General features: G+C 61.4%; 23 protein-coding genes. 10 read left to right on the forward strand and 13 right to left on the reverse strand.

The window, feature by feature from the left end:
* Positions 1-108 precede the first annotated feature (108 nt).
* On the forward strand, positions 109-1455 hold the full coding sequence (locus BJ994_RS07330; protein ID WP_245192265.1) for a hypothetical protein: 1347 nt from the start codon (positions 109-111) through the stop codon (positions 1453-1455).
* A 510-nt stretch (positions 1456-1965) separates the two neighbouring features.
* On the opposite strand, the gene BJ994_RS07335 is transcribed toward BJ994_RS07330, so the two are convergent.
* Positions 1966-2388 (reverse strand): VOC family protein, encoded by a 423-nt coding sequence (locus BJ994_RS07335; protein WP_167992952.1) that lies wholly within the window; start codon positions 2386-2388, stop codon positions 1966-1968.
* Between the two features lie 136 nt (positions 2389-2524).
* Positions 2525-2797, reverse strand: a complete 273-nt coding sequence (locus tag BJ994_RS07340; protein ID WP_167992953.1) for a DUF2277 domain-containing protein — start codon at positions 2795-2797, stop codon at positions 2525-2527.
* An 84-nt stretch (positions 2798-2881) separates the two neighbouring features.
* Between BJ994_RS07340 and BJ994_RS07345 the strand changes: the two genes are divergently transcribed.
* Both BJ994_RS07345 and BJ994_RS07350 read left to right on the forward strand, forming a co-directional pair.
* The gene (locus tag BJ994_RS07345; RefSeq protein ID WP_167992956.1) at positions 2882-3316 is read left to right on the forward strand and encodes a DUF3054 domain-containing protein; all 435 of its coding nucleotides are present in this window, start codon (positions 2882-2884) and stop codon (positions 3314-3316) included.
* Entirely contained in the window at positions 3313-3594 is a 282-nt protein-coding gene (locus BJ994_RS07350) for an Lrp/AsnC family transcriptional regulator (RefSeq protein WP_167992958.1), read from the forward strand. The genes BJ994_RS07345 and BJ994_RS07350 overlap by 4 nt, the downstream gene beginning before the upstream one ends.
* A 15-nt stretch (positions 3595-3609) precedes the next feature.
* On the opposite strand, the gene trpD is transcribed toward BJ994_RS07350, so the two are convergent.
* The gene (gene trpD, locus BJ994_RS07355) at positions 3610-4668 is read right to left on the reverse strand and encodes an anthranilate phosphoribosyltransferase (protein ID WP_167992961.1); all 1059 of its coding nucleotides are present in this window, start codon (positions 4666-4668) and stop codon (positions 3610-3612) included.
* A gap of 149 nt (positions 4669-4817) precedes the next feature.
* Here trpD and ctaE point away from each other — a divergent pair, with 149 nt between their 5' ends.
* From ctaE to qcrB, 4 genes are all read left to right on the forward strand, one after another.
* On the forward strand, positions 4818-5456 hold the full coding sequence (gene ctaE, locus BJ994_RS07360; RefSeq protein WP_167992963.1) for an aa3-type cytochrome oxidase subunit III: 639 nt from the start codon (positions 4818-4820) through the stop codon (positions 5454-5456).
* Positions 5457-5567: 111 nt separating this feature from the next.
* The gene (gene qcrC / locus BJ994_RS07365; RefSeq protein WP_167992966.1) at positions 5568-6362 is read left to right on the forward strand and encodes a cytochrome bc1 complex diheme cytochrome c subunit; all 795 of its coding nucleotides are present in this window, start codon (positions 5568-5570) and stop codon (positions 6360-6362) included.
* Positions 6363-6438: 76 nt separating this feature from the next.
* Positions 6439-7464 carry a cytochrome bc1 complex Rieske iron-sulfur subunit gene (gene qcrA / locus BJ994_RS07370; RefSeq protein ID WP_167992968.1) on the forward strand — a complete coding sequence of 342 codons (1026 nt, stop codon included), beginning with the start codon at positions 6439-6441 and terminating at the stop codon, positions 7462-7464.
* A gap of 1 nt (position 7465) precedes the next feature.
* Positions 7466-9151 carry a cytochrome bc1 complex cytochrome b subunit gene (gene qcrB / locus BJ994_RS07375; RefSeq protein WP_167992970.1) on the forward strand — a complete coding sequence of 562 codons (1686 nt, stop codon included), beginning with the start codon at positions 7466-7468 and terminating at the stop codon, positions 9149-9151.
* Positions 9152-9264: 113 nt separating this feature from the next.
* On the opposite strand, the gene BJ994_RS07380 is transcribed toward qcrB, so the two are convergent.
* A complete protein-coding gene (locus tag BJ994_RS07380) occupies positions 9265-10047 on the reverse strand; it encodes a GntR family transcriptional regulator (protein ID WP_167992971.1) in 783 nt (260 codons plus the stop codon).
* A gap of 622 nt (positions 10048-10669) precedes the next feature.
* On the opposite strand from BJ994_RS07380, the gene ltrA reads away from it, so the two are divergent.
* Positions 10670-12022 carry a group II intron reverse transcriptase/maturase gene (gene ltrA / locus BJ994_RS07385; RefSeq protein ID WP_167992972.1) on the forward strand — a complete coding sequence of 451 codons (1353 nt, stop codon included), beginning with the start codon at positions 10670-10672 and terminating at the stop codon, positions 12020-12022.
* A gap of 88 nt (positions 12023-12110) precedes the next feature.
* Here ltrA and BJ994_RS07390 read toward each other — a convergent pair whose 3' ends face one another.
* From BJ994_RS07390 to BJ994_RS07410, 5 genes are all read right to left on the reverse strand, one after another.
* Positions 12111-12512, reverse strand: a complete 402-nt coding sequence (locus BJ994_RS07390; RefSeq protein WP_167992973.1) for an aa3-type cytochrome oxidase subunit IV — start codon at positions 12510-12512, stop codon at positions 12111-12113.
* Positions 12513-14240, reverse strand: a complete 1728-nt coding sequence (gene ctaD, locus BJ994_RS07395) for an aa3-type cytochrome oxidase subunit I (RefSeq protein ID WP_167992974.1) — start codon at positions 14238-14240, stop codon at positions 12513-12515. It lies immediately after the preceding gene.
* Positions 14241-14244: 4 nt separating this feature from the next.
* Positions 14245-15129, reverse strand: coding sequence for an aa3-type cytochrome oxidase subunit II (gene ctaC / locus BJ994_RS07400; protein WP_167992975.1), 885 nt, complete (start codon positions 15127-15129; stop codon positions 14245-14247).
* Positions 15130-15340: 211 nt separating this feature from the next.
* A complete protein-coding gene (locus tag BJ994_RS07405) occupies positions 15341-15724 on the reverse strand; it encodes a HesB/IscA family protein (RefSeq protein WP_167992977.1) in 384 nt (127 codons plus the stop codon).
* Positions 15725-15936: 212 nt separating this feature from the next.
* A complete protein-coding gene (locus BJ994_RS07410) occupies positions 15937-17340 on the reverse strand; it encodes a dipeptidase (RefSeq protein ID WP_167992979.1) in 1404 nt (467 codons plus the stop codon).
* Positions 17341-17446: 106 nt separating this feature from the next.
* Here BJ994_RS07410 and BJ994_RS18110 point away from each other — a divergent pair, with 106 nt between their 5' ends.
* Complete coding sequence (locus BJ994_RS18110) at positions 17447-18034, forward strand: DUF3043 domain-containing protein (protein WP_167992981.1); 588 nt, start codon at positions 17447-17449, stop codon at positions 18032-18034.
* A 34-nt stretch (positions 18035-18068) separates the two neighbouring features.
* Here the strand turns inward: BJ994_RS18110 and BJ994_RS07420 are convergent, their stop codons facing one another.
* Entirely contained in the window at positions 18069-19145 is a 1077-nt protein-coding gene (locus BJ994_RS07420) for a quinone-dependent dihydroorotate dehydrogenase (protein WP_167992983.1), read from the reverse strand.
* A 66-nt stretch (positions 19146-19211) separates the two neighbouring features.
* Between BJ994_RS07420 and BJ994_RS07425 the strand changes: the two genes are divergently transcribed.
* Positions 19212-20261: an alpha/beta hydrolase gene (locus BJ994_RS07425; RefSeq protein WP_167992985.1), complete on the forward strand. Its 1050-nt coding sequence runs from the start codon at positions 19212-19214 to the stop codon at positions 20259-20261.
* On the opposite strand, the gene BJ994_RS07430 is transcribed toward BJ994_RS07425, so the two are convergent.
* The 3 genes from BJ994_RS07430 to leuA all read right to left on the reverse strand — a co-directional run bounded on the left by BJ994_RS07430 (position 20249) and on the right by leuA (position 23599).
* Positions 20249-21043: an isoprenyl transferase gene (locus tag BJ994_RS07430; protein ID WP_167992986.1), complete on the reverse strand. Its 795-nt coding sequence runs from the start codon at positions 21041-21043 to the stop codon at positions 20249-20251. The two genes, BJ994_RS07425 and BJ994_RS07430, sit on opposite strands and share 13 nt — an antisense overlap.
* Entirely contained in the window at positions 21040-21792 is a 753-nt protein-coding gene (recO, locus tag BJ994_RS07435; protein WP_167995912.1) for a DNA repair protein RecO, read from the reverse strand. Before recO ends, BJ994_RS07430 begins: the two co-directional genes overlap by 4 nt.
* A 67-nt stretch (positions 21793-21859) precedes the next feature.
* A complete protein-coding gene (gene leuA, locus BJ994_RS07440) occupies positions 21860-23599 on the reverse strand; it encodes a 2-isopropylmalate synthase (RefSeq protein WP_167992987.1) in 1740 nt (579 codons plus the stop codon).
* Between the last annotated feature and the right edge of the window lie 221 nt (positions 23600-23820).

A 23820-nucleotide genomic window follows, 5' to 3' on the forward strand; every position in this document is an offset into this window, starting at 1 on the left:
CCCCGCACGACAGGGGCGTTCACCTGCGACAGATGCTCCAGGGCAGCCAGCAGGCACCGCGCCAGCTGGCCAGAAGGCAGGATCTGCGGGACCTGCTTCACCGTCGCCATGCGCACGCACGGGACCTGCCCCAGCTGCCGAACCGAACGCATGCTTCCCGGGCGGTCCGCTGCCCACGGCGACCAACCGGTCTGCGTCGATTGCACAGGTATCACCCAGGATTACCACTGCTCCCACTGCGGCACGGAAACCGAGCACTACCGCCAGAACACTTGCGCGGGGTGCTCACTTCGGGACGACCTCACCGCCCTGCTGCGCGTCGATGAGGCCCGGGGATCGGAAACGACGGCGACGAAAATGCTCGGCGCGCTCTGCGGAGCCCAACGACCCGAAAGCATCCTCACCTGGCTGCGCAAACCCGGTGTCCGCGATTTGCTCGCCCGGCTTGCCACCGGCGAGATCCCCCTCAGCAATGAAGCGCTGGACAAGGAACCAAACAGCCTGCGGGTGGAACACATGCGCAGCCTGCTCACCCACCACAAGCTACTCCCAAACAGGGACCACTACCTCGCCCTCTTCGAACGATGGCTCACCAACAAGCTCGCGGACGTTGACGACGCCGACATCAGACGACCCGTTGAATCCTTTGCCCGGTGGCACCACCTGCGACGCATCCGGAGCCTCTCTGCAGACGGGAAACCCACCCGCGGCCCAGTACACAGCGCGAAGCAGGAAATCACCGAAACCATCAAATTCCTCACCTGGCTCAAGCTCACCGACGGACGGACCGCCGCCTCCTGCGTCCAAGCTGACGTCGACGCATGGCTGGCCGACGGCCCCACCACCAGACACGCCATCAGAACCTTCTTCGTCTGGGCGGTAAAGAACCGGACCTGCACCAACATCACCATCGGATTCCGACAAGCCAGGACCGTGCCAGTTCTAGGCCAGGCACAGCGGCTCGCAATGCTCAAAGCCTGCCTGATCGACAATATAGATACCCTGCCTTACCGCGTCGCTGTCGCCTTCCTGCTGCTCTACGCCCAGCCAGTCGTGAAGATCGCCGCGATGAAAAGCACAGATGTGATCCTCACGCCCGATGGCCTGCGACTGTCACTCGGCGACGGAGATCCAGCGCCAGTACCGGAACCTTTCGCCTCACTGCTCACAGATCACCTGGCCTCACGGCCCAACATGCGCACCGGCAGCAGCTCGGGCAGCGAATGGCTGTTCCCCGGCTACCGCGCAGGGCAGCACATCCACCCCAACACCCTCATGGAACGGCTCCGGGAAACCGGCATCAACCTCCTAGGCGCACGCAACGCAGCCCTCCGCGCTCTCGTCAACGAGGTGCCCGCCCCGCTCGTCGCAGAAATGCTCGGCTACAGCTATCAAGTCACCCAAAAACATGCCACCGCAGCAGCAGAACCTTGGTCCCGCTATCCAAGAAGCTAACCAGCGCGGATAATGGCTGACACCGTAGGACCGGGAGCCTTCACTACGACTGAAGCCGCCCCATTCCACATGCTTCGGGGCGAATTGCTGAAGGCTTCCCCAATTGGCGCCAGCGCAGTAGGAAAGGAAAAGCCCATGGCCGGTCAGAATGGCATCGATATGAAGCTGCGAGCCGCCTTCATTTTGCCAGCGGTGGCACTCATCCTGGTCCTGGCGATACTTGCCGCTTCCTTTCCAGACCTCCTCAGACCGCTGACGTTCGCTATGCCTGTTGTGGTTTTCGTAGCTCTGGGGGCTCTGTTTGTGACGGAGCGGAAGAGACGACGTCGCGAACCAAAGTAGTCGACCCCTTCTCAGCAGTTACGGCAACAAGTACGCGCCCACTAAAAAGCTCCCGGCCGAGCGGAAGATACTTCCTGGCCCGACGCCGAATAGTTCGAAAACAAATATGCACCGTTACCAGTAAACGGTTGAGAGTGCGTCCCCAGATCCTCTGCCTGCTCGAATCCGCTACTGCTGCGGGGATGTTCCCGCGATGTTGATCAGCCAGGCAACGCCGAACTTGTCTGTGCACATGCCGAAGCGATCTCCCCACGGAGCCACCTCGAGTGGGACGGTAACCGTGCCCTCGCCGGCGAGCCGGTCCCAGTAGCCCTGCAGTTCATTCTCGTCCTCACCGCTGAGTGAGATGGAGAAAGTGTTGCCCGGGTTGTAATCCATGCTGTTCGGTGTGTCGGCGGCCATGAGGACCATGCCGTTATCGGTGGTGAGCATCCCGTGCATGATCTTGTCGAGTTCGGCTTCGTCCTCGCTCGCATGGAAGTCGCGGAACGTGCTGAGCGTGAGTTCGCCACCAAAGACTGACTGGTAATAGGTCATCGCATCCTTGGCAGTATCGCGAAAACCAAGATAGGGATTCAAACGAGCGCTCATGGTTGATCTCCTGGTACTTCGGCTGTAGCGGCCGGTGCCTGGTGAACCCAGATGCACGTCTACGGCGCGCCACGTGATAATACTGCCCCACATGAACCGATCTGCCCAGCATCTTTTTCTGTTGGGCAGTACTCCCCTAGGCCGTCGCGAACCGCTTCGCTGAGCGTTCCTTCGCCTTTGCTGCTTCCTCGTCCCGGTCCTTGGGCGGAGCGGAGGTGACGAGGTCAGCCAATAGGCGCTCAGTGATGGCTGTGATGTCCGCTACAGCCCTGTCGAAGACTTCCTGATTCGCCTTCGAGGGCTTCGTGGCACCGCTGACCTTACGCACATACTGGAGCGCGGCGGCCTGCACTTCGTCGCTGGTGGCAGCGGGCTCAAAGTTGTGAAGTGTTCTGATATTCCTGCACATGTTCCAAGGGTAGGCCTCGAAGCGACGAGGGGAAACGGTTCGGCGGGTACGGATCCAGAAGCGCTGTGCCAGTAGGCTGATTCCATGACAAGGGCACCGGCACAGATTCGACTGGTGTGGGCGCTTGTGGACATCGCCCTCATCCTGGTCTTCGCTTTCCTTGGACAGGCTTCGCACTACGATGCGGTATCCCTGCCCGGAGCATTAGCGACCGCTGCCCCGTTCCTCGCTGCGTACTCCATGACGTATCTCGCCTGCCTAGCCTGGCGTCGGCCCGCGGCGCCGCTGCGTACGGGCGTCCCGATGTGGCTCGGAACCGCCGTGGGCGGTCTGATGCTTCGGGTTTGGTTCGGTGAAAGCGCAGCACCGGCCTTCCAGATCGTCGCCGTGGTCGTTCTGGCGCTGTTCCTCGTCTTCCCCCGGCTCGTGGCCGCGACGCTGGGTGCCGTGCGCCGTCGTCGTCGTCGGCAATCTTCTGCCCACCACTCCCCCGCCCAGAATCAAGGAGCAGCCTCATGATCACAGCGTTCGTGCTTATCCAGACCGATGCCTCCCGCATCCCCGAGTCCGCCCAGGAAATTTCGGAGATCGACGGGATCAGCGAGGTGTATTCGGTGACCGGTGAGTGGGATCTCATCGCGATAGCCCGTGTCAACCGCCACGAAGACCTCGCAGATGTCATCGCCGACCGCCTCTCCAAGATCGAGGGCGTCGAATCGACCACAACGCAGATAGCGTTCAGGTCCTACTCGAAGCACGACCTCGATGCCGCTTTCTCCCTCGGTTTCGAGGGATAGCAGCGGGCGGGCCCGCTATTGCCCGGTCACCGCAACCCAGCGGTCAAGGGCTGCCTGCGCCGCACCCGAATCGATCGACGCGGCGGCCCGGACCATCTGACGGTTAATCCTGTCCGTCAGCGCCGCGGAATGGTCGGTGTCAAGGGCCACCAGCCCTGCCGCCGCGTTGAGAACGACGGCGTCACGCACCGGTCCGCGCGCACCTGCAAGGACATCGCGTACTACCTTTGCATTGCTTTGCGCATCGGAGCCTTTGAGCGCTTCGACGGGCACAACAGAGATGCCGAATTCCTCCGGGTGAACGGTGTGTTCGGTGACTTCACCCGCGCGCACCTCCCAGATAGTCGACGATCCGCTGGTCGTTAACTTGTCCCGGCCATCGCTGCCACGGAAAACGAGAGCCCGGATGCCCCGTGCAGCCAGTACACCCGCCATCAGCGGAGCCATTCGTTCATTGGCGCACCCCATCGCCTGGGCCTCGACACCGGCCGGGTTGCTCAACGGACCCAGGAAGTTGAAAGCTGTCGGAACGCCAAGTTCCCGGCGCGGCACTGCAACGTGGCGCATCGAGGGATGAAAAACCTGGGCGAAGCAGAAAGTGATGCTCGCCTCCTCCGCTGAACGTGCGACGTCCTCAATCGACAGGTCAAGGCGCACGCCCAGCGCTTCGATCACATCAGCGGCTCCGGCCGACGACGACGCACTGCGGTTCCCGTGCTTAACCACCCGCGCACCCGCGCCAACAGCCACGAGGGAAGACATCGTGGAAATATTCAGCGTGTCGAGACCGTCACCGCCTGTGCCGACGATGTCCAGGGTTCTTCCCGAAACCTGAATGCGATGCGCGCGTGCGAGCATCGCTTCGACAAGGCCAAGCAGTTCCTGAACGGACTCCCCTTTGCTCTGCAGGCCGACCAGGAAGCCGGCCACCTGCGCATGAGTTGCCTCGCCCTCCATAATGGATTCCATCGCCCAGCGGGTCTGTGATGCCGTGAGATCCCTGCCTGCGATGAGGGCGGAAATCAGTTTCGGCCAGGTAGTGGAACTTGGCGCCGGTGCGGAAATCGGAGTCACTCACCTAGGTTATCTACGAAATGTAGAAAGTCATGACGTTATTACTCCCGCGCCGTTATTGGCCGGGAAGGTCATCACGCGTGCAGACGGGCCACGCCGAGGCGGTTTCGCATTGGTGAACTGGGCATCTTTAGAGACATAATGTCAGGGTGACGACAGCGACCCATGCCCCAAACTCCACTGCGCATCCAACTCTGAACAGGCCGAACATGGTTTCGGTCGGCACGGTTGTGTGGCTTTCCAGTGAACTCATGTTCTTTGCCGGCCTCTTCGCCATGTATTTCACATTGCGCTCCACTTCGGGCGAGCTCTGGGCTGCCGAGACGGAGAAGCTGAACGTACCGTTCGCACTGGTCAACACCATCATCCTGGTGTCAAGTTCCTTCACCTGCCAGATGGGCGTCTTCGCGGCCGAGCGCCTCCAGCCGCGGCGGATCGGCGGGATGTTCAACATGGCCAGGTGGGGCATGGTCGAGTGGTACCTGCTGACCTTCCTCATGGGAGCAGTCTTTGTTGCTGTGCAGGCTTACGAATACGCCGAACTTGTTGCAGAGGGCGTATCCCTCTCCTCCAATGCCTATGGCTCCTCGTTCTACATCACTACCGGCTTCCACGGACTTCATGTCATCGGAGGGCTGATTGCGTTCCTCTTCATCATTGGCCGCGCTTATGCCGCCAAACGTTTCGGCCACTTCGAAGCCACATCAGCCATCGTCACTTCCTATTACTGGCACTTCGTGGACGTGGTCTGGATCGGCCTGTTCATCATCATCTACTTCTTGAAGTAGATTTCTCTTGAACCCTTTTCTACCCGGGGTAGAATTAGCGTGGCGGTCGCGACCGGGACTGGCACCAACTGTGCAACGTACAAAGGCAATACAGAAGGCAGGAATCAGGACGTGAAGGCACTTTCGCAGAGGCGGCGCCACCCCCTTGCAGCAATAGCGCTGCTGCTGATGGGGCTGTTGTTAACCGGCGGCATCTATGCCATTGCGAGCAACGCGAATGAAGCCAAAGCGCAGACAGCCGTTTCTGCAAGCGACATTGAAGAAGGGGAAAAGCTCTTCGTCGCCAACTGCGCCACCTGTCACGGAATGGGAGCGGCGGGCACCGAGGACGGCCCCTCCCTGGTCGGTGTCGGAGCCGCAGCCGTCGACTTCCAGGTCGGAACAGGACGCATGCCTCTTCAGATGCAAGGGCCGCAAGCACTCGAGAAGCCAGTCCAGTTCACTGACGAGCAGATCAGCCAGATGGCCGCGTACGTCGCTTCTCTTGGCGCCGGGCCGGCTATACCCGGAGAGGAACTGCTGGACGTTTCCGGCGAGGATGTCGATCCCGCCAACGGCGGTGAGCTCTTCCGTATCAACTGCGCCATGTGTCATAACGCGGCTGCCGCTGGCGGTGCGCTCACGCGCGGAAAGTTCGCTCCGTCGCTTGAAGGCGTGAGCAACAAGCACATCTACGAGGCCATGGTCACCGGGCCGCAGAACATGCCGGTCTTCAGTGACGCAAACATCACGCCCGAAGACAAGCAGGACATCATTGCGTTCCTGAACATCATCGAGGAACAGGGCTCCCCCGGCGGAGCTGACCTGGGATCGCTGGGACCAGTTTCCGAGGGGCTGTTTATCTGGGTCGCAGGCCTGGGCGTAATCATCGCATTCACTGTCTGGCTCACTTCGCGCTCGTCGTAGGCGCGGCAGCGGAAACCGTAAGAACTAAATACACAGGATTGATGAGTGAAGTTTCTAAAGAAGGATGAGAGGGATCATGGCCGACCATAGTCACGGCAGCCCGGAACAAACGGGCACCGTAGCTAAGCCCGGTCAGGGCGGCGTGCAGAAGTTCCAGGATCCTGGGCTCCCGCCGCACCGGCCTCGTTTGGCTGACACCGATCCCCGCGCGGAGAAGCGCGCAGAGCGTCAGGTCGGAGTGCTGTTCCTCGTTTCGATATTCGGAACAGTCCTCTTCTTCTTCGGGTACTTCGCCATCCCGTTGGACCAGACAATCGGGACGCTCCGTCTGCAGAACCTGCTGCTCGGCCTCGGCACAGCGTTCGCGATGCTGGGCATCGGAGTGGGAATTGTGCACTGGGCCAAGACCCTGATGCCGGATCACGAAATTTCAGAAGACCGGCACGAAATCAGGCCCGAGGCAGACCGCGCCGACGCCGAAAAGATTGTCGGAGACATTCTCGAAGAATCGGGGATCAAGCGCCGCCCGCTAATCAGGAACACTCTCCTGGGTGCCAGCATTTTGGCGATCTTCCCCGCGATTGCCATCTTCCGGGACCTGGGACCGCTTCCCGGCGACGTACTTCGTCAGACCATGTGGGATGAGGGCGTACGCCTCACCCGCGACCCGAGCGGCACTCCGATCAAGGCTTCCGATGTAACCATCGGCTCTGCTTTCCACGTCATTCCGGAGGGACTCAACGAGTCCGAGCACAAACTTGAAGAGAAGGCCAAGGCTGTTGTTCTCCTCATGCGTTTGAAGCCGGAGTCCCTCAACCCGTCGCCAGGACGCGAAGATTGGGGCTTCGAAGGCATCGTTGCCTACTCCAAGATCTGTACACATGTGGGCTGTCCGGTAGCCCTTTACGAGCAGCAGACGCACCACCTGCTGTGTCCGTGCCACCAGTCGACCTTCGACCTCACGCAGGAGTGTAAGGTTATCTTCGGCCCGGCCGTCCGTCCGCTCCCCCAGCTACCCATCTCAGTGGATGATGAGGGCTATCTGGTGGCGACGAGCGACTTCCAAGAACCCGTAGGACCAAGTTACTGGGAGCGTGGCTGAGATGAGCAGCTCGGCAGCTGGGCGCGAATACCAGCCCAAAACAAGCGTCGGTAAGATCACCAACTTCGTTGACACCCGGGTGGGCGGTTCCGCCATGGTCAAGGAGTTCGGCCGCAAGATATTTCCCGATCACTGGACGTTCATGTTCGGCGAGGTTGCACTCTACTCGTTTGTGATCCTCCTGCTTTCGGGTACCTTTCTGACTTTTTTCTTCGACCCTTCGATGGCAGAGACCCACTACGACGGCAGCTACGTGCCGCTTCGCGGGATTGAGATGTCCGTGGCGTACTCCTCATCACTGGATATCTCCTTTGATATCCGCGGTGGCCTCTTCATGCGGCAGGTGCATCACTGGTCAGCGCTGCTCTTTGTGGCTGCTGTCTCAGTACATATGCTCCGCGTGTTCTTCACAGGTGCATTCCGCAAACCCCGCGAGCTCAACTGGGTGATCGGCGGCGTACTGCTTATCCTGGCCATGGCAGCGGGGTTCACTGGTTATTCACTGCCTGACGATCTCCTCTCCGGCAACGGGCTGCGCATCATCGACGGCGTTATCAAGTCCATTCCCGTTGTGGGCACGTACATCAGTTTCTTCCTTTTCGGAGGCGAGTTTCCAGGCACGGAAATCATTCCGCGGTTGTATGTTCTGCACATCCTTTTGATTCCTGCCCTCATTCTTTTGTTGATCGCGATCCATCTCTTCCTGGTGGTGGTTCACAAGCACACGCAGTTCCCCGGCCCGGGCCGCACAAACGACAATGTGGTGGGTTTCCCGGTTGGTCCGGTCTACGCGGCCAAAGCCGGTGGCTTCTTCTTCATCGTGTTCGGCGTGGTTGCCGCTATCTCGGCGGCCTTCACGATCAACCCGATCTGGAACTACGGACCCTACGACCCCTCCCCGGTGTCTGCAGGTACCCAGCCGGACTGGTATATCGGATGGGTTGACGGTGCGTTGCGCCTCATGCCGGGAATCATCGCCGGATTCCCGTTCGAATGGGAGATTCCCTTCCCATGGGGTGTTAACACACTGTCGCTGAACGTCCTGCTGCCGGCTCTTGTGCCCGCCGGCATTGTGTTCACCATGCTCTTCGCATGGCCGTGGATTGAAGCCTGGGTAACCAAGGATCGGCGGGAGCGCCACCTGCTGGACCGCCCGCGCAATGCGCCGACCCGCACCGGTGTCGGAGTAGCTGGCGTCGTGTTCTACTGCGTGATGTGGGCGGCAGCGAGTTCCGACCTCATTGCTACGCACTTTATGGTGTCCCTGAACGACGTCACGTATTGGCTCCGTGCGCTGTTCTTCATCGGCCCAGTGATTGGCTTCATCGTGGCGCGCCGCATCGCTCTGGCGCTGCAGCGGAAGGATCGGGAGATCGTTCTGCACGGTCGTGAGACCGGACGCATCGTTCGACTGCCTCACGGTGAGTTCATCGAGGTTCACGAGCCGGTCGACGAGTACAAGCGCTACAAGTTGACCACGTTTGACTCTCCGCAGGTGCTGCCGGCCCAGGCTGACGTCAACGGACACATCACGAAGGGTGAGAAGCGCCGTGCCTGGGCTTCCAGGTTCTTCTTCGAGGATCGCGTTGCGCCCGTTACTCCGGCTGAGCTTGAAGAGGCACACTCGCACGGCCACCACGGCGAGGTTGCGAATGAGCATGACAAGGCGTCGATCTCGAGCCACTAATTGGCAAGATTCGTCATAAAGAAGGAGCGGGTCGCCCGGGCATTGGGCGGCCCGCTCCTCTCTTATGCGAAGTAGCCCTCCCCGTTGAAATTTGATCGGCAGTGCTTCAAGATTCAGGACAAGCGCTTTGGTGTGTAGGTTCTGGGGGTACGCACTCCGGGCCGCTGAAGCGGCACCCACAGCTTGTAGCGGTCCGCACGGTAGTAGGAAACCGAGTAGTCAACCATCGCGCGAGCAACGTACGCATGGCGTTGGATCTTGAGCAGCGGAGCTCCCATTTCCACGTTCAACAAGCGGGCAATAGAGGGTGACGCCGCAGTCGCCTCCACGGTATCCTCGCCCCACTCCATCACCAGCCCGAAACGCTCGCTGAGCACGTTGTACAGCGATGTCGGTGGATCGTCCTCGAGTATGCCCGGAACCCGGTGCGCCGGAATGAAGTTCTCGTCTACGCTCATCGGTTCCTTGTCCGCGAGCAGTTGCCGCCGAAACCGGATCACCTGGGTGCCCTGTTCGATCTGAAGCTCACGGGCGATGAGCGGAGTGGCAGCCATCTGCTCGAAGCTGAGCACTCTCGCATCCGGAACCATCCCGCGGCGGTGCATCTCCTCGCTGTACGAGGTGAGCTTCATCTGCAGGTCCAGTTTGCTGTGTGAGACAAACGTTCCCAGCCCGACGATCCGCTCCAGTACCTCTTCTGCCACGAGCGCGTCTATTGCGTGACGCACAGTCATGCGCGCAACACCGAAGTGCTCGGTCAGTTTGCGCTCGGAGGGAATAGCTGTCCCCGGCTCGGCGTGCTGGAGGATATATTCCCTGAGCACTTCACGAAGCTGGACGTGCTTCGCCCCGTCACCTCCCAGGGAGGTCTGCATACCGCGCAGCGGATCCGCCATCGTTCCTCCCGAGGACCAATTCGGTCTGAGTACTACCGCGTCCATTCTATTGCGGACAGTGTGCATTCCTTTGGATCGGCACATCCGTACCACCTGAACCGTGAAGAGGTTCCACACCCTGCGGTGTGGAACCTCTTCAGCGTGTACGCCCGGCATGGGCATTTGCTTGGAGGTGGAAGTCCTCTGGAGGAGAAGGTGGTTTAACTCTTAGCCGATGGCAACTGCGTCATCGCGAGGTGGGGTGGGAAGGAAGCCGGAGGCGAATCCCTGCACCGAGGGACACGAACCGCATAGAAGGCATTCCGATCGGGGTAAGGCTGCACGCGAAGCTGAAGCCCGTTCCACCGAAACGGTCGGGGTGTAAATGCGGCGGCGGCAGGGGGAAAGTAAATGTTCTTATCCGGGGAGGTCTGTCCCAGTGCTCTACCGCTGTCAATGGGTGGGGCGACATTGCTTTAAGGGCTGTGTTGATGGGGCAGAAGTCAGCCGAGGCCATAGTACCGGCGGGAATCAGTGATGGTTGCTGGGAAGGGCCGAACGTTAGGAGATGACGTGTTGAACGGGCATCGCTCGTGGACATTACGTTGATCGCAGCCATCCCGCCGTGCGCGGGCCAGAGTAGATGGAGGTATCGGTGAATCCGAGAGTGCCCCTGCCTGAGCGTAGTGATGTCCCGGCGGATGTCGGTAATACTGTCAGCGGCCAGGCGGGGGATCTGTGGGAACGTGTGTTTTCGCGGGAGAACCTGTTGGTTGCGTTACGCCGTGTCGAGGCGAACCGGGGTGCCCCTGGTGCTGACGGACTGCGTACGGACGAGCTCCGTTCGTGGTGCTTAGGACACTGGGAAGGTGTTCGGGAGAGTCTTGATTCGGGCACGTACCGCCCGCAACCGGTGCGTCAGGTTTTGATTCCCAAGCCTGACGGGGGTGAGCGGAGGTTGGGCGTGCCGGCCGTGCTGGATCGGTTGATCCAGCAGGCGATCGCGCAGGTGCTTGTTCCGGTCTTTGATCCGGGGTTCGTGCCGGTTTCGTATGGGTTCCGGCCGAACAAGAGCGCCCATGATGCGGTCCGGGTTGCCCGGACCGTGATCGGACAGGGCTATAAGTGGGTGATCGAGGTTGATCTGGATACGTTCTTCGATCGGGTCAACCATGACGCTTTGATGGCCCGGATTGCGCGGAAAGTGAAGGACAAGCGGCTGCTGCGCCTGATCCGCCGTTATCTTGAGGCGGGGATCATGGCCGATGGTGTGAAACAGCCGACGGAGGAAGGCACCCCGCAGGGGTCGCCGCTGTCGCCGTTGCTGAGCAACATCATGCTCGATGACTTTGACCAGTTGATGTGGTCGCGCGGCCACCGGTTCGTCCGGTACGCCGATGACATCAGGGTCTTCGTTCGGAGCAAACGGGCAGCCGGGAGGGTGCTGGACCAGTGCACGAAAGTACTGGAGCAGGACCTGAAACTGAGGGTGAACCGCCAGAAGTCGAAGAGCAGTCCGGCAAGCGTAGCTACATTGCTGGGCTATGCCTTCTTCTTCACCGCTTCCGGGGCGAAGCTGCGCGTCGCGCCGAAGGCCCTGAAACGGGCCAAGGCGCGGATCAAGCAGTTGACGTCGCGGAAGTGGAGCATCTCGATGGGTGAGCGCATCACACTGCTGAACCGGTATATCCGGGGCTGGATGGGATATTTCCGTCTGGCCGAGACTCCGCGGAAGTTTGCGGATATGGATGAATGGTTCCGGCGGCGGATGCGTCAGATCCGCTGGAAGGAATGGAAACGCGGACGGGCGCGCGTGGCTAACCTGCGAAAGCTCGGCATCCGGCCTCAACAGGCCCGGGAGTGGGGCATGAGCAGCAAGGGCTACTGGCGGGTCGCCGGATCCCCAATCCTTCAGCGGGCATTGCCCAACGAGCACTGGAACACACTCGGGCTGATATTCCTTCACGATGCCTGGTATCGCTACAGGACACCCTGACGAACCGCCGTATGCGAGGCCCGCACGTACGGTGGTGTGAGAGGTGGGCCGGGAAACCCGGCCCACCTACTCGATTTCGGGCTATTGGCTAGTGAGCGTGGTCTCCCCTGCTGTATTCGTAGACCCAGCCGACTAGGGCGATAGCGGCCAGACCTGCCGAGATGTAGAGAATCCACCAGCCGACAGCCAGGCCCAGGAAGCCGCCTGCTGCCGAGAGCCCAAGTACAAGGGGCCACCAGCTCCATGGGCTGAAGTGTCCCTGCTCACCGGAACCCTCGTGGATCTCGGCGTCGCGACGGTCTTCAGGACGCAGTCCAACCCGGCGTCCGGTGAAGCCGAGGTAGAAGCCGATCATGAGGGAAAGCCCACCCACCAGAAGGATGCCGATGATGCCGACCCACTCGGACCAGTTGGTGAGGAACCCGTAAATCAACGCCACGGGAACGAAAAAGGGCACGCCGTAGAAAAAGAGCCGTGTTTCGACTTTCACCTAACCGTCCTTCCGATCAGCGGATCCGAGCAGCTGGGCTGCCGGTGCCGGCGAGCTTGGTGTATGCCATTGCGCCAGTTCGGGGTGATGCAGGTCAAGCGCAGGGCGCTCTGACCGAATGCGCGGCAAAGAGGTGAAGTTGTGACGCGGAGGCGGGCAGGAAGTCGCCCACTCAAGCGATGCTCCGAAACCCCACGGATCATCGACCTCGACCTTGGTGCCGCTTCTCCACGTGACGTACACATTCCAGAAGAATGGGATGAGTGATGCGCCCAAAACGAAGGATGCAATGGTGGAGAACTGGTTCATCGCGGTGAACATGTCCTCGGGAAGGTAGTCGGCGTACCGCCGAGGCATACCGATGACTCCAAGCCAGTGCTGGATCAGGAAGGTTCCGTGGAAGCCGAGGAAAAGCATCCAGAAGTGGATCTTGCCCAGGCGCTCGTTGAGCATCTTTCCTGTCCACTTCGGCCACCAGAAGTAGAAGCCGGCGAACATCGCGAAGACAACGGTTCCGAAGACCACGTAGTGGAAGTGCGCAACCACGAAGTAGGTGTCGGAGACGTGGAAGTCCAGCGGTGGAGACGCGAGGATGATTCCCGTCAGACCGCCGAAGAGGAAGGTGACGAGGAAGCCAAGGCTCCAGAGCATCGGGGTTTCGAACGTGATTGAGCCCCGCCACATGGTGCCTATCCAGTTGAAGAACTTCACGCCGGTCGGTACAGCGATGAGCATTGTCATGAAGGCGAAGAACGGCAGCAGCACGGCACCGGTCACGTACATGTGGTGCGCCCACACGGTGACGGACAGCGCGGCGATCGCGATGGTGGCGTATACCAGGCCCTTGTAACCGAAGATCGGCTTGCGGCTGAAGACCGGGAAGATCTCGGAGACGATGCCGAAGAACGGCAGGGCAATGATGTACACCTCCGGATGACCGAAGAACCAGAAGAGGTGCTGCCAGAGAATGGCTCCGCCGTTGTCCGGATCGAAGATGTGGGCTCCGAACCGTCTGTCGGCACCGAGTGCGAAGAGGGCGGCTGCCAGCGGCGGGAATGCCATTAGGACAAGAATCGAGGTGACCAAAGCGTTCCACGTGAAGATCGGCATACGCCACATAGTCATGCCGGGGGCACGCATACAGATGATGGTGGTGATGAAGTTCACCGCGCCAAGGATTGTTCCGAAGCCCGATAGTGCAAGTCCAAAGACCCATAAGTCACCGCCGACACCGGGCGAGAACGTAGTATTCGAGAGTGGCGCATACGCGAACCAGCCGAATGAGGCTGCACCCTGCGGTGTGATGAAGCCGGACACGGCGATGGTGCTGCCGAACAGGAAGAACCAGAAGGCCAGTGCGTTCAGCCGTGGGAACGCGACATCCGGTGCGCCGATCTGCAGCGGCATGATGACGTTTGTGAACCCGGCAAACAGCGGGGTAGCGAACATCAACAGCATGACCGTGCCGTGCATCGTGAAGAGCTGGTTGTACTGCTCCTTCGTCTGCAGGATCTGCATACCCGGCTCAAACAGTTCAGCGCGGATGACCAGCGCCATCACGCCGGCGAGGCAGAAAAAGACGAAAGAAGCGATCAGGTACATGTACCCGATGGTCTTGTGGTCGGTCGAGGTGATCCAGTTGACGACGATCCGACCCTTGGACCGGGGCACAACGCGCGGCGCGACGGTGGTGCCGGCTTCCTCTGCGGTGTATTCGTAAGTAGACATCTAACTAATCCTGCCCAATTTGATCGTTGACACTGCTCGGGCTTTCGCCTTCTTCCACACCTTGCGGGTTGCGGTCGTACTCTTCGCCGAGCTGCCCGTCCTCAAGGGTTTCAAGATGCGCCTCGTACTCCTCTTCGGAAACGACCGCTACGTTGAACAGCATCTCGGAGTGGTACTCGCCGCAAAGCTCTGCGCACTTGCCCTCGAACACACCCTCACGGGTGGGGGTCAGCGTGATGTAGTTTTCCCGCTCGGGAATCATGTCCCGTTTCTGGAGGAACGCAGGGATCCAGAAGGAATGCAGCACGTCGCGAGCATTGAGGCGGAACTCGACGGTCTGATTCACGGGCAGATACAACGTTGGCAGCGTTTCCGGTACGCCCGGCTCGCCGTCGAGCTGTGCCTGGACTCCGGCGTCGTACTTGTTCTCCAACACGTAATTGAAGTCCCAGGACCACTGCTTGCCACGGACGTCAATGATGACGTCAGGGTCTTCCACACGGGCGTCAATCGCCTGCTGGTCGCGGTCGGTGAAGTAGAAGAACACCAGCACCATGAAGAGCGGAATGGTCAGGTAGAACACTTCCAGCGGAAGGTTGTAGCTGATCTGCCGGGGATACCCAGTCTCGTTGCGACGACGGCGGTAGGCAACGATGCACCAGATGATCAGACCCCAGGTGATAATGCCGACAATCAACGCGGCGATCCAGGAATTGACCCAGAGGTCAATGATCCGGCCGGTGTGGTTGGTGTTGTCGCGTTCAGCAGGCAACCAACCCTTTTGGACTTCCGATGAACAACCAGACAAGAACAGCGCAGCCACTACTACGAGGCTTGAGACTTTGAGAATCCTTGCGCGTCGGCTGCCGGTTCGGTCCTGCGAACTCACAGACGGCCCTTCCTTTTCTTACGTGCGGTGTCACCGACGGTGACAGCATCTCCCGTGCACACCAATTACACAATCTGTGATCGAGAATCGCGGTGCACTTTCAGTTTTACTACTCACTGTAGAGCTTACCCGCAACGGCAGCCATCATGTGACAACAAAGCCTCCGCAGGGACCTGTTTCAGGACCCTGCGGAGGCTTCGAAGTCGAAACTCTAGTGGAACGAATCGCCGCAGGCGCAGGACCCGCCCGCGTTGGGATTATCGATAGTGAAACCCTGTTTGGAAATGGTGTCCTCGAAGTCAATTGAGGCCCCCGCGAGGTAGGGTACGCTCATTCGGTCGACGATGACTTCCACGCCGTCGAATTCGCGCACCGCGTCGCCGTCGAGGACCCGCTCATCGAAATAAAGCTGGTAGATGAGTCCCGAGCACCCGCCGGGCTGCACAGCCACCCGGAGCCGGAGGTCGGTGCGCCCTTCCTGCTCAAGTAAGCTGCGGACCTTATTCGCAGCGACGTCGGACAGGGCTACCTCGTGAACCGGCAGCTCGTTCGCTGCCACCGTGTCGGTGGTCGGTTCGCTGGTTGATGTGCTCATAAGTTGTGCGTTCTCCTTAGCTTCGTGCCGACCGCTTCGGCTCACACCCGATCAGGTGTGCGGGCTCAAGCAGCAGATGGCCTCCAGTACCTTGCGGCACCGGCCACTATCCATGGTACGTCCGGTACTTGCGCAGTGCCCAGCTATGTAACGAACCATACGTCGCGAGAATTCCTCGACGCTTCAGACAGCGGCGGGTCCGCCCGAGGCAACTAACGTGTTTCGGTGTTCAGCCCGGCGAGCAGGAGCGCCTCGGCAAGTACTGCGCGGCTGAACTCCTCAAGGTGCAGCGATTCGTTGGCACTGTGTGCGCGGGAGTCCGGATCCTCGACGCCGGTGACCAGGATCTGGGCTTCGGGATAGACCTCCGTCAAATCGGCGATGAAGGGGATGGAACCGCCGATTCCTGCTTCTACCGCCTCGGTTCCCCACGCCTGATGGAGGGACCAGAGCGCAAGCTGCGCCGCAGGCTCCGAGGTGTCGGTCGAGAAGGGGTTGCCGGATTCGCCGGGAGTGAAGCTCACCCTGGCGCCGAAGGGGGCGTTCTTCAGCACATGCCGCTCAACAGCAGCCATCGCGGCCTGCGGATCCTGCCCGGGAGCCAGTCGCATGCTGAATTTCGCCCGCGCCGACGGCAGCAGTGTGTTGGATGAGACGGCAACGCTCGGAATATCCATCCCAATGATGGATAGGGCTGGCTTGGTCCAGAGGCGGGAGGCGATTGAACCAGTCCCTGCAAGCTGGACGCCATCGAGGACGGACGCGTCCGCCCGGTAGTCCGCTTCGGGGTACTCGACCTCGGCGGTGTCCTCTTCGATGAGCCCCTCAATGGCGACGTTTCCGTCGTCGTCATGCAGGGTAGCGATGAGACGAGCCAGCAGTGTCGGGGCGTCGAGGACAGGTCCGCCGAACATGCCGGAGTGAACAGCGTGCTCCAGGACCCGCACTTCGATGGTGCCGTCCACGAGGCCCCTCAGGCTGGTGGTCAGTGCGGGTACTCCGACCTTCCAGTTGCTCGAGTCAGCGACGACTATGACGTCTGACTCCAGCAGGTCGCGGTGCGTCTCAAGGAACCGGCGGAAGGTCGGCGAACCTGCCTCCTCCTCCCCCTCGATGAAAAGGGTCACGCCGACCCCGAATTCGTCCCCGAGGACTTCCTGAACGGCCCGAAACGCGCCGATATGGGCAAGGATCCCGGCCTTGTCGTCTGCCGCTCCCCTGCCGTATAGCCTGCCGTTGCGCTCCTCAGCGTCGAATGGCCCGCTCTGCCAAAGCTCCCGCGCGCCGGGCGGCTGTACATCGTGATGGGCGTACAGCAGGATGGTCGGCTTACCCGCAGCAGCGGGCCGGCGGGCGACGACGGCGGGGCCGCCCGGCATTCCGTCGTTGTCGACGCTGAGGATGCGCACGTCGTCAATGCCGGTTGAGCGGATGAGGGCAGCGACGGCTTCGGCGCTGCGGTCGAGTTCGGCCGAATCGAATGCTTCCCAGGCGATACCAGGTATGGCTACAAGTGACTTCAGGTCTGTGATTGTTTGCCCGAAGGACGATTCGACGCTGGCCCGCAGAGCGGTGACGGTAGCCGCCGGCAGTGCGTCAGTAGTTAGGTTGTTCATACGTCCGAGACTACACACGCGTGCGCGGCAGGTAAGTTCCCGCAAGCGCCTGGAGTGGGCTCGAACCGGGTCAGCGCGGCGGGCGGGCGGCGGGTATCCTTGAAGAGTGTTTGGACGAAAAAAAGATGCTGCCGTTGCCGATGCCCCTGTCACCCCCGATTCCGGGGAGCAGGCTGTGAGGACGGTGGGTAAGGGTGCTCCGACGCCCAAGCGCAACGTCCAGGTTGCCGCACGTAAGCGTCCGCTGGTTCCCAATGACCGCAAAGCCGCCCGCGAGGCTAACCGGACCGCGCGCCGTGAGGAACAGCTCCGTATGCGGAAGGCGCTGGACACCGGAGATGAGCGTTACCTTCCGCTTCGCGACAAGGGTCCTGCCCGCCGCTACGTCAGGGACTACGTCGATGCCCGCTGGAATATTGCAGAGTTTCTGATGTTCGCTGCGCTGGTCTTTGTCTTCATGAGCTTCATCCCGAATCTGACCGTGCAGGGTTACGTGATGATGACGTTCTGGGTGGTTATTGTCGCGGTCATCATCGATTGCGTGATCCTGCGGGGAAAGCTCAAGAAGCGGCTTACTGAAAAGTTTGATGCCCCAGCCCGCGGAGACCTCTGGTACGGGATTACCCGTGCCATGCAGATCCGGCGGCTGCGACTTCCAAAACCGCAGGTCGCGCGCGGCGAATATCCGGCCTAGGGAACCCGGAGCCTGACAGCAGGTACTCCCGCCCTCAGCGCACCCCGCGATTCCGCTGCCGCAATGACCGGTTAATGCGAGCAGCCCAGAACGGCCCCTCATACAGGAAAGCGGTGTAGCCCTGCACCAGGGTGGCGCCGGCGTCGAGCCGGCAAACGACGTCGTCAGCTGTCTCCACTCCTCCCACTGAAACCAGTGCCAGATCGGGGCCTGCAGCCTGCCGTAGCCGTGTCAGCACTTCGAGGGAGCGTTCTTTCAGCGGGGCGCCGCTGAGTCCGCCGACACCGCAGGCGAGCACCTCCTCGGGGTCGGTCGCCAGCCCGGTACGTGTGATCGTTGTGTTGGTCGCGATGATCCCGTCCAGCTTCAGCTCGATCGCGAGCGATGCGACCTCGTCGATGTCCTCGTCCGTGAGGTCCGGCGCAATCTTGACCAGAAGCGGTAGGTGGCGGCCGGCGCTTTCATCGGCAGTCTCCCGCACGGCCGTGAGAAGTGGTCTCAGGGATCGAACGCTCTGCAGGAGCCGCAGGCCCGGGGTGTTCGGTGAACTGACATTCACCACCAGGTAGTCGGCGACCGGAGCCAACGCCCGGGCGGAGACACGGTAATCCTCCACGGCATCGGAAAGGTCCACCGATTTGGTCTTGCCGATGTTCACGCCGATGACCGGGCGCTGCCCCGGGTAGCGGCGTTCGAGAGTCCGCCGGGCGGCCGCGATTCGGGGTGCCACGGCGGCGGCGCCGTCGTTATTGAACCCCATCCGGTTGATGACGGCGCGGTCCTTGACCAGACGGAAGAGGCGGGGTTTCGGGTTGCCGGGTTGCGCCTGCCCGGTGATCGTTCCGACTTCGATATGGCCGAAGCCAAGGTCCGACAGCGAAGCTATGCCGTGGCCCTCCTTGTCAAAGCCCGCAGCCAATCCGAACGGCGAAGGGAAGGAAATTCCGAAAGCTGTGGTCTGCAGTTCCTTCGAAGGCTGGGTGAGCTTGCGAAGCACGGCCCCCGCCGGAGTCTTTCCCGTCCACCGAATCAACCGAAAGCCGATGCGGTGCGCCCGCTCAGCGTCCATACCACTGAAAACGACGCGGAAGAAGGTGGGGTAAATTCGCATGATCCAAAGTTGCCACGGCCGCAGCCCCTTCACCAACTTCGTGAGCGACATGGATATTCTCGGTCAATGGGAATCGAATGGCGGCCGGATCATCTGGGGGACGGTTTTGCCCTCACCGAGTTGGAGCTCGATCCTGACGAAGAGGGTCCGTGCGTCGCGACCCTTGTCTCGTACGCGCCGCCGGCCCGCCCCGCGGCAACTGATTGGCGTTCGATCCTGCGAAGGTGGATACGGATTGAGCCTCCAGCGAATAAACCTGCTTCAGCTGTCCTCTATGTCCACGGCTGGAGTGACTATTTTTTCCAGCAGGAGCTCGCGCGCTTCTTTGCGGACCGCGGCGTAGCCTTCTATGCACTCGATCTGCGCAAGTACGGGCGGAGTCTGCGGGACTGGCAGACGCCCGGCTATGTCACGGATCTGTCAGAGTACGACGCCGACATCACCGCGGCGCTCGATGCGCTCACCACGGATATTCTCTCCAGGACGGGTCTCCAGCCGGCGAACGTAACCTTGATGGCGCACTCTGCCGGCGCGCTCGTTGCGGCTCTCTGGGCGCACCGGTTCCCGGGACGGGTGGACAGCCTGATTCTGAACAGTCCGTGGCTGGACACCCAGGGCAGCGCGATTCTGCGGACAACTACGCAGGGGCTTCTGGAACCCATTACCCGTTTCAGGCCGAAAGCACGCCTGAAGCTGCCGGAGTTCGGATTCTACTGGCGCAGTATCAGCAATCAGGCCGACGGCGAGTGGGAACTGAATCCGCAGTGGCGGCCCCAGTTCGGGTTTCCGATTCGGGCAGGCTGGCTGACGGCGGTGCTGGCAGGACACGCACAGGTCCGCCGGGGGCTGGCTATTGACGTGCCGGTGCTCGTCCTGGCCTCGTCCAGGTCGACGGTCAGCCCGGTCTGGAATGACGCGATGCTCTCCTCCGACAGCGTCCTGGATGTCACTGTCATGACGCACCGCGCCATGCAGCTCGGTTCGCACGTCACCGTGTGCAGGTTCGACGGCGCCCTCCACGACACCCTGCTGTCCCCTCCCCCGGTCCGGCAACAGGTCTACGCGGAGCTGGAGCGGTGGATCAACTGCTACAGCAGGCCGGCTTACCCGGATTGAGCCTGATCCACCGCGCCGCCGTAGCGTCGGTCCCGCGAAGCATACTCCTCGACGGCTTTCCACAGCGTGCGACGGTCAACATCGGGCCAGAGCACGTCCATGAACACCATCTCCGCGTAGGCGGACTGCCACAGCATGAAGTTGGATGTCCGCTGCTCCCCGGAGGTGCGCAGGAACAGGTCGACGTCGGGCAGATCCGGTTCGTCCAGATAGCGTTGGACGGTTTTCTCCGAAACCGATGACGCCTTCAGCATCCCGGCAGCCACGTCTTCGGCGATTGCGCGGGCGGCGTCGGCAATCTCGGCACGCCCCCCATAGTTGACGCACATGGTGAGCGTGCAGGTGGAGTTGGTCCTGGTGTGATCCTCTGCGATCTCAAGTTCCTTGATAACTGAGCTCCACAGGCGCGGACGCCGTCCTGCCCAGCGTATGCGCACACCCCATTCATTCAGCTGGTCCCGCTGGCGGCGCAGTACGTCGCGGCTAAACCCCATCAGGAACCGCACTTCGTCGGGAGAGCGTTTCCAGTTCTCGGTGGAGAAAGCGTAGACGGACACATAGCGCACACCGATGTCAATCGCCCCAGCCAGCACGTCAAGAAGTGCGGTCTCACCCGCGCGGTGACCCTCGGTCCGCGGCAGTCCCCGCTGGTTGGCCCACCGGCCGTTGCCGTCCATCACAATTGCGACGTGCGCAGGAACCAGTTCCGGCGGAAGCGCGGGCGGCAAGGCTCCGCTTGGATGGGGCCAGGGTACTGTCGGCCCGCTCTTGGACTTGCTCACACACGCTCCACATGTTTGAGGGACTTGATTGCTCGTTCCAGATGCCACTGCAGGAACGCCGCGACAAGGCCGGCACTCTCCCGCCGTGCAAGGTCATCGGACGCATCAGCCACCTCCCAGTTCCCTGAAAGGAGTGCGCCAAGGAGCGCCATCGTTCCCGAGGACGGAGAGGCGGAGCCGGGCGGGCGGCAAGCCGCGCAGACGGCTCCCCCGAGGGCCGCTGAGAAAGCAGAATGCGGACCTGTCGCACCGCAGCGGGCACAGTCCGTGAAGCTCGGTGCCCAGCCTGCAGTGGCAAGGGCACGCAGCAGATACGAGTCCAGGATCAACTCCGCTGCATGGAGCCCCCGACTCAATGCGGAGAGCGCACCGATCACCAGCGCGTACTGCGCTCCCGCAGACTCGCCGTCGGCATCGGTGAGCTTCTCCGCCGTCTCCGCGATCGCCGCAGCGGCCGTGTAGCGGGAATAGTCAGCAGCGATCCCCTGACCGTAAGCGCCGCGGGTTTGCGCCTGTGTGACGACATCGAGTGTTCGACCGGAGACAAGTTGCAGGTCAACTGTCATGAACGGCTCAAGCCGCGCACCGAACTTGCTGCTCGTACGCCGGACACCTTTTGCCACAGCCCGCACCTGCCCGTGCTCGCGCGTCAGCAGCACGATAATCCGGTCCGCCTCCCCGAGCTTGTAGGTGCGCAGTACAACGCCCTCTGCCCGGTAGGTGCGGGATGCAAATGATCTGGCCACGATCTATTTTCCCACTCCAGAATCCGATCGGGCCAAAGCCGCGCCAGTGAGCTCCAGGAACCGGGAAGGATCAGCCGCGGTCCCGGATGGCGCGATTGACTGCGGAGATGACGGCCTTCAGCGATGCCATCGTCGAGTTGGAGTCGATGCCGACGCCCCACAGGACCCGCTCGCCCACGGCACACTCCACGTATGCCGCGGCGCGGGCATTACCTCCGGAGGAGAGCGCATGCTCGGTGTAGTCAAGGACCCGGACATCCACTCCGTCCTGCCCGAGGATTGCCACCAGTGCATCAATTGGCCCGTTGCCCTGCGCCGTGCGCCGCTGCTGGATTCCGTCCACCATGAGAGTCGCAGTCAGGTTGAACCGCCCGTCCTCGGCGGTGTCGGTGTTGGTGGACGTCAGCGCATAGTGGCCCCACGCGGGGGAAGCCCCTGCCCTGGACGGAAGGTACTCGTCCTGGAACACCTCCCACAGCTGCGTACCACTCACTTCACCGCCCACCGTCTCGGTGCGGCGCTGGACGACCCCCGAGAATTCGATCTGCGCGCGGCGGGGAAGATCCAGGCTGTGCTCGTGCTTGAGCAGGTAGGCAACGCCGCCCTTACCCGATTGCGAATTGACGCGAATGACCGCTTCGTAGGAACGTCCGATGTCCTTCGGGTCGATCGGCAGGTACGGCACGGCCCACGGGATGTCCTCGACGGTCTTTCCCGCGGACGAGGCGTCGGCCTCCATCCGCTCGAAACCCTTCTTGATGGCGTCCTGGTGCGATCCCGAGAAAGCGGTGAAGACGAGATCGCCGCCGTACGGGGAGCGCTCCGGGACGCTCAATTGGTTGCAGTACTCCGCGGTGCGGCGGATGTGGTCCATGTCGGAGAAGTCAATCTGCGGATCGATACCCTGCCCGTACAGATTCATGCCAAGCGTTACCAGGTCAACGTTCCCGGTCCGCTCCCCATTGCCGAACAGGCAGCCCTCGATGCGGTCAGCGCCCGCAAGGTATCCCAGCTCTGCGGCCGCAACACCGGTTCCGCGGTCATTATGGGGATGCAGCGAAAGAATGATGTTGTCCCGGTTGTCCAGATTGCGACACATCCACTCGATGGAATCGGCATAAACGTTCGGCGTTGCCATTTCGACCGTCGCCGGCAGGTTCAGGATCATCTGCCGGTCGGAGGAGGCTTCGAATACGGCAGCAACCTCATTCGAGATGCGCGCCGCGAACTCAAGCTCGGTTCCGGTGAAGGACTCCGGCGAGTATTCGTAGGTGATCTGGGTGTCACCCATGTTTTCTTCAAACTTGCGGCACAACCGTGCCCCGGTCAGCGCGATGTCCACAATACCGTCCATATCCTGGTTGAAGACGACGCGTCGCTGGAGGACCGACGTCGAATTATAGAGGTGGACGATCGCGCGGTCCGCTCCCTCGAGGGACTCATAAGTCCGCTCGATGAGGTGTTCGCGCGCCTGGGTCAGGACTTGAATGGTGACGTCATCCGGGATGCGGTCGCCCTCGATCAACTGCCGGACGAAGTCGAAGTCGGTCTGGGAAGCTGAGGGGAACCCGACCTCAATCTCCTTGTATCCCATCTTGACCAGGAGGTCGAACATCTTGTGCTTGCGCTCGGGGCTCATTGGATCAATGAGCGCTTGGTTTCCGTCGCGCAGATCCACTGCGCACCACCGGGGCGCCTTCGAGATCACCCTGTCTGGCCAGGTGCGGTCTGGCAGTTCCACCGTGATCTGATCCTGGAACGGAACATATTTGTTGAACGGCATTCCGGAGGAGGTCTGTGCGTTGCGCATGGCGATGGTGGCCTTTCCCTTTTCAAGCTTGTCTCAAGCACTGGCTTTGCGAAATGGTGGCCGGCAACACAGACTCCGCGGCGGGGATTCGGCCTGCGACAGAAGTCAGTTCGTGACTAGATAGTCGGTTGGGCCCCGCCACGGCAGCTAAGAAGAAGCAGCTCTGCGCGCACGATCCCACCCTAACACGGCCCCTAGGATGAGAAGACGCACCAACGAAG

Origin of the sequence: Arthrobacter pigmenti (genome assembly GCF_011927905.1) — a bacterium.
Classification (GTDB): domain Bacteria; phylum Actinomycetota; class Actinomycetes; order Actinomycetales; family Micrococcaceae; genus Arthrobacter_D; species Arthrobacter_D pigmenti.

Coding starts and splice junctions, on each gene's coding strand:
- BJ994_RS07330 (WP_245192265.1), top strand. CDS start 109: ATGCGCACGCACGGGACCTGCCCCAGCTGCCGAACCGAACGCATGCTT.
- BJ994_RS07335 (WP_167992952.1), bottom strand. CDS start 2,388: ATGAGCGCTCGTTTGAATCCCTATCTTGGTTTTCGCGATACTGCCAAG.
- BJ994_RS07340 (WP_167992953.1), bottom strand. CDS start 2,797: ATGTGCAGGAATATCAGAACACTTCACAACTTTGAGCCCGCTGCCACC.
- BJ994_RS07345 (WP_167992956.1), top strand. CDS start 2,882: ATGACAAGGGCACCGGCACAGATTCGACTGGTGTGGGCGCTTGTGGAC.
- BJ994_RS07350 (WP_167992958.1), top strand. CDS start 3,313: ATGATCACAGCGTTCGTGCTTATCCAGACCGATGCCTCCCGCATCCCC.
- qcrA (WP_167992968.1), top strand. CDS start 6,439: ATGGCCGACCATAGTCACGGCAGCCCGGAACAAACGGGCACCGTAGCT.
- qcrB (WP_167992970.1), top strand. CDS start 7,466: ATGAGCAGCTCGGCAGCTGGGCGCGAATACCAGCCCAAAACAAGCGTC.
- BJ994_RS07380 (WP_167992971.1), bottom strand. CDS start 10,047: ATGGCGGATCCGCTGCGCGGTATGCAGACCTCCCTGGGAGGTGACGGG.
- ltrA (WP_167992972.1), top strand. CDS start 10,670: ATGGAGGTATCGGTGAATCCGAGAGTGCCCCTGCCTGAGCGTAGTGAT.
- ctaD (WP_167992974.1), bottom strand. CDS start 14,240: ATGTCTACTTACGAATACACCGCAGAGGAAGCCGGCACCACCGTCGCG.
- BJ994_RS07405 (WP_167992977.1), bottom strand. CDS start 15,724: ATGAGCACATCAACCAGCGAACCGACCACCGACACGGTGGCAGCGAAC.
- BJ994_RS07410 (WP_167992979.1), bottom strand. CDS start 17,340: ATGAACAACCTAACTACTGACGCACTGCCGGCGGCTACCGTCACCGCT.
- BJ994_RS07420 (WP_167992983.1), bottom strand. CDS start 19,145: ATGCGAATTTACCCCACCTTCTTCCGCGTCGTTTTCAGTGGTATGGAC.
- BJ994_RS07425 (WP_167992985.1), top strand. CDS start 19,212: ATGGGAATCGAATGGCGGCCGGATCATCTGGGGGACGGTTTTGCCCTC.
- leuA (WP_167992987.1), bottom strand. CDS start 23,599: ATGCGCAACGCACAGACCTCCTCCGGAATGCCGTTCAACAAATATGTT.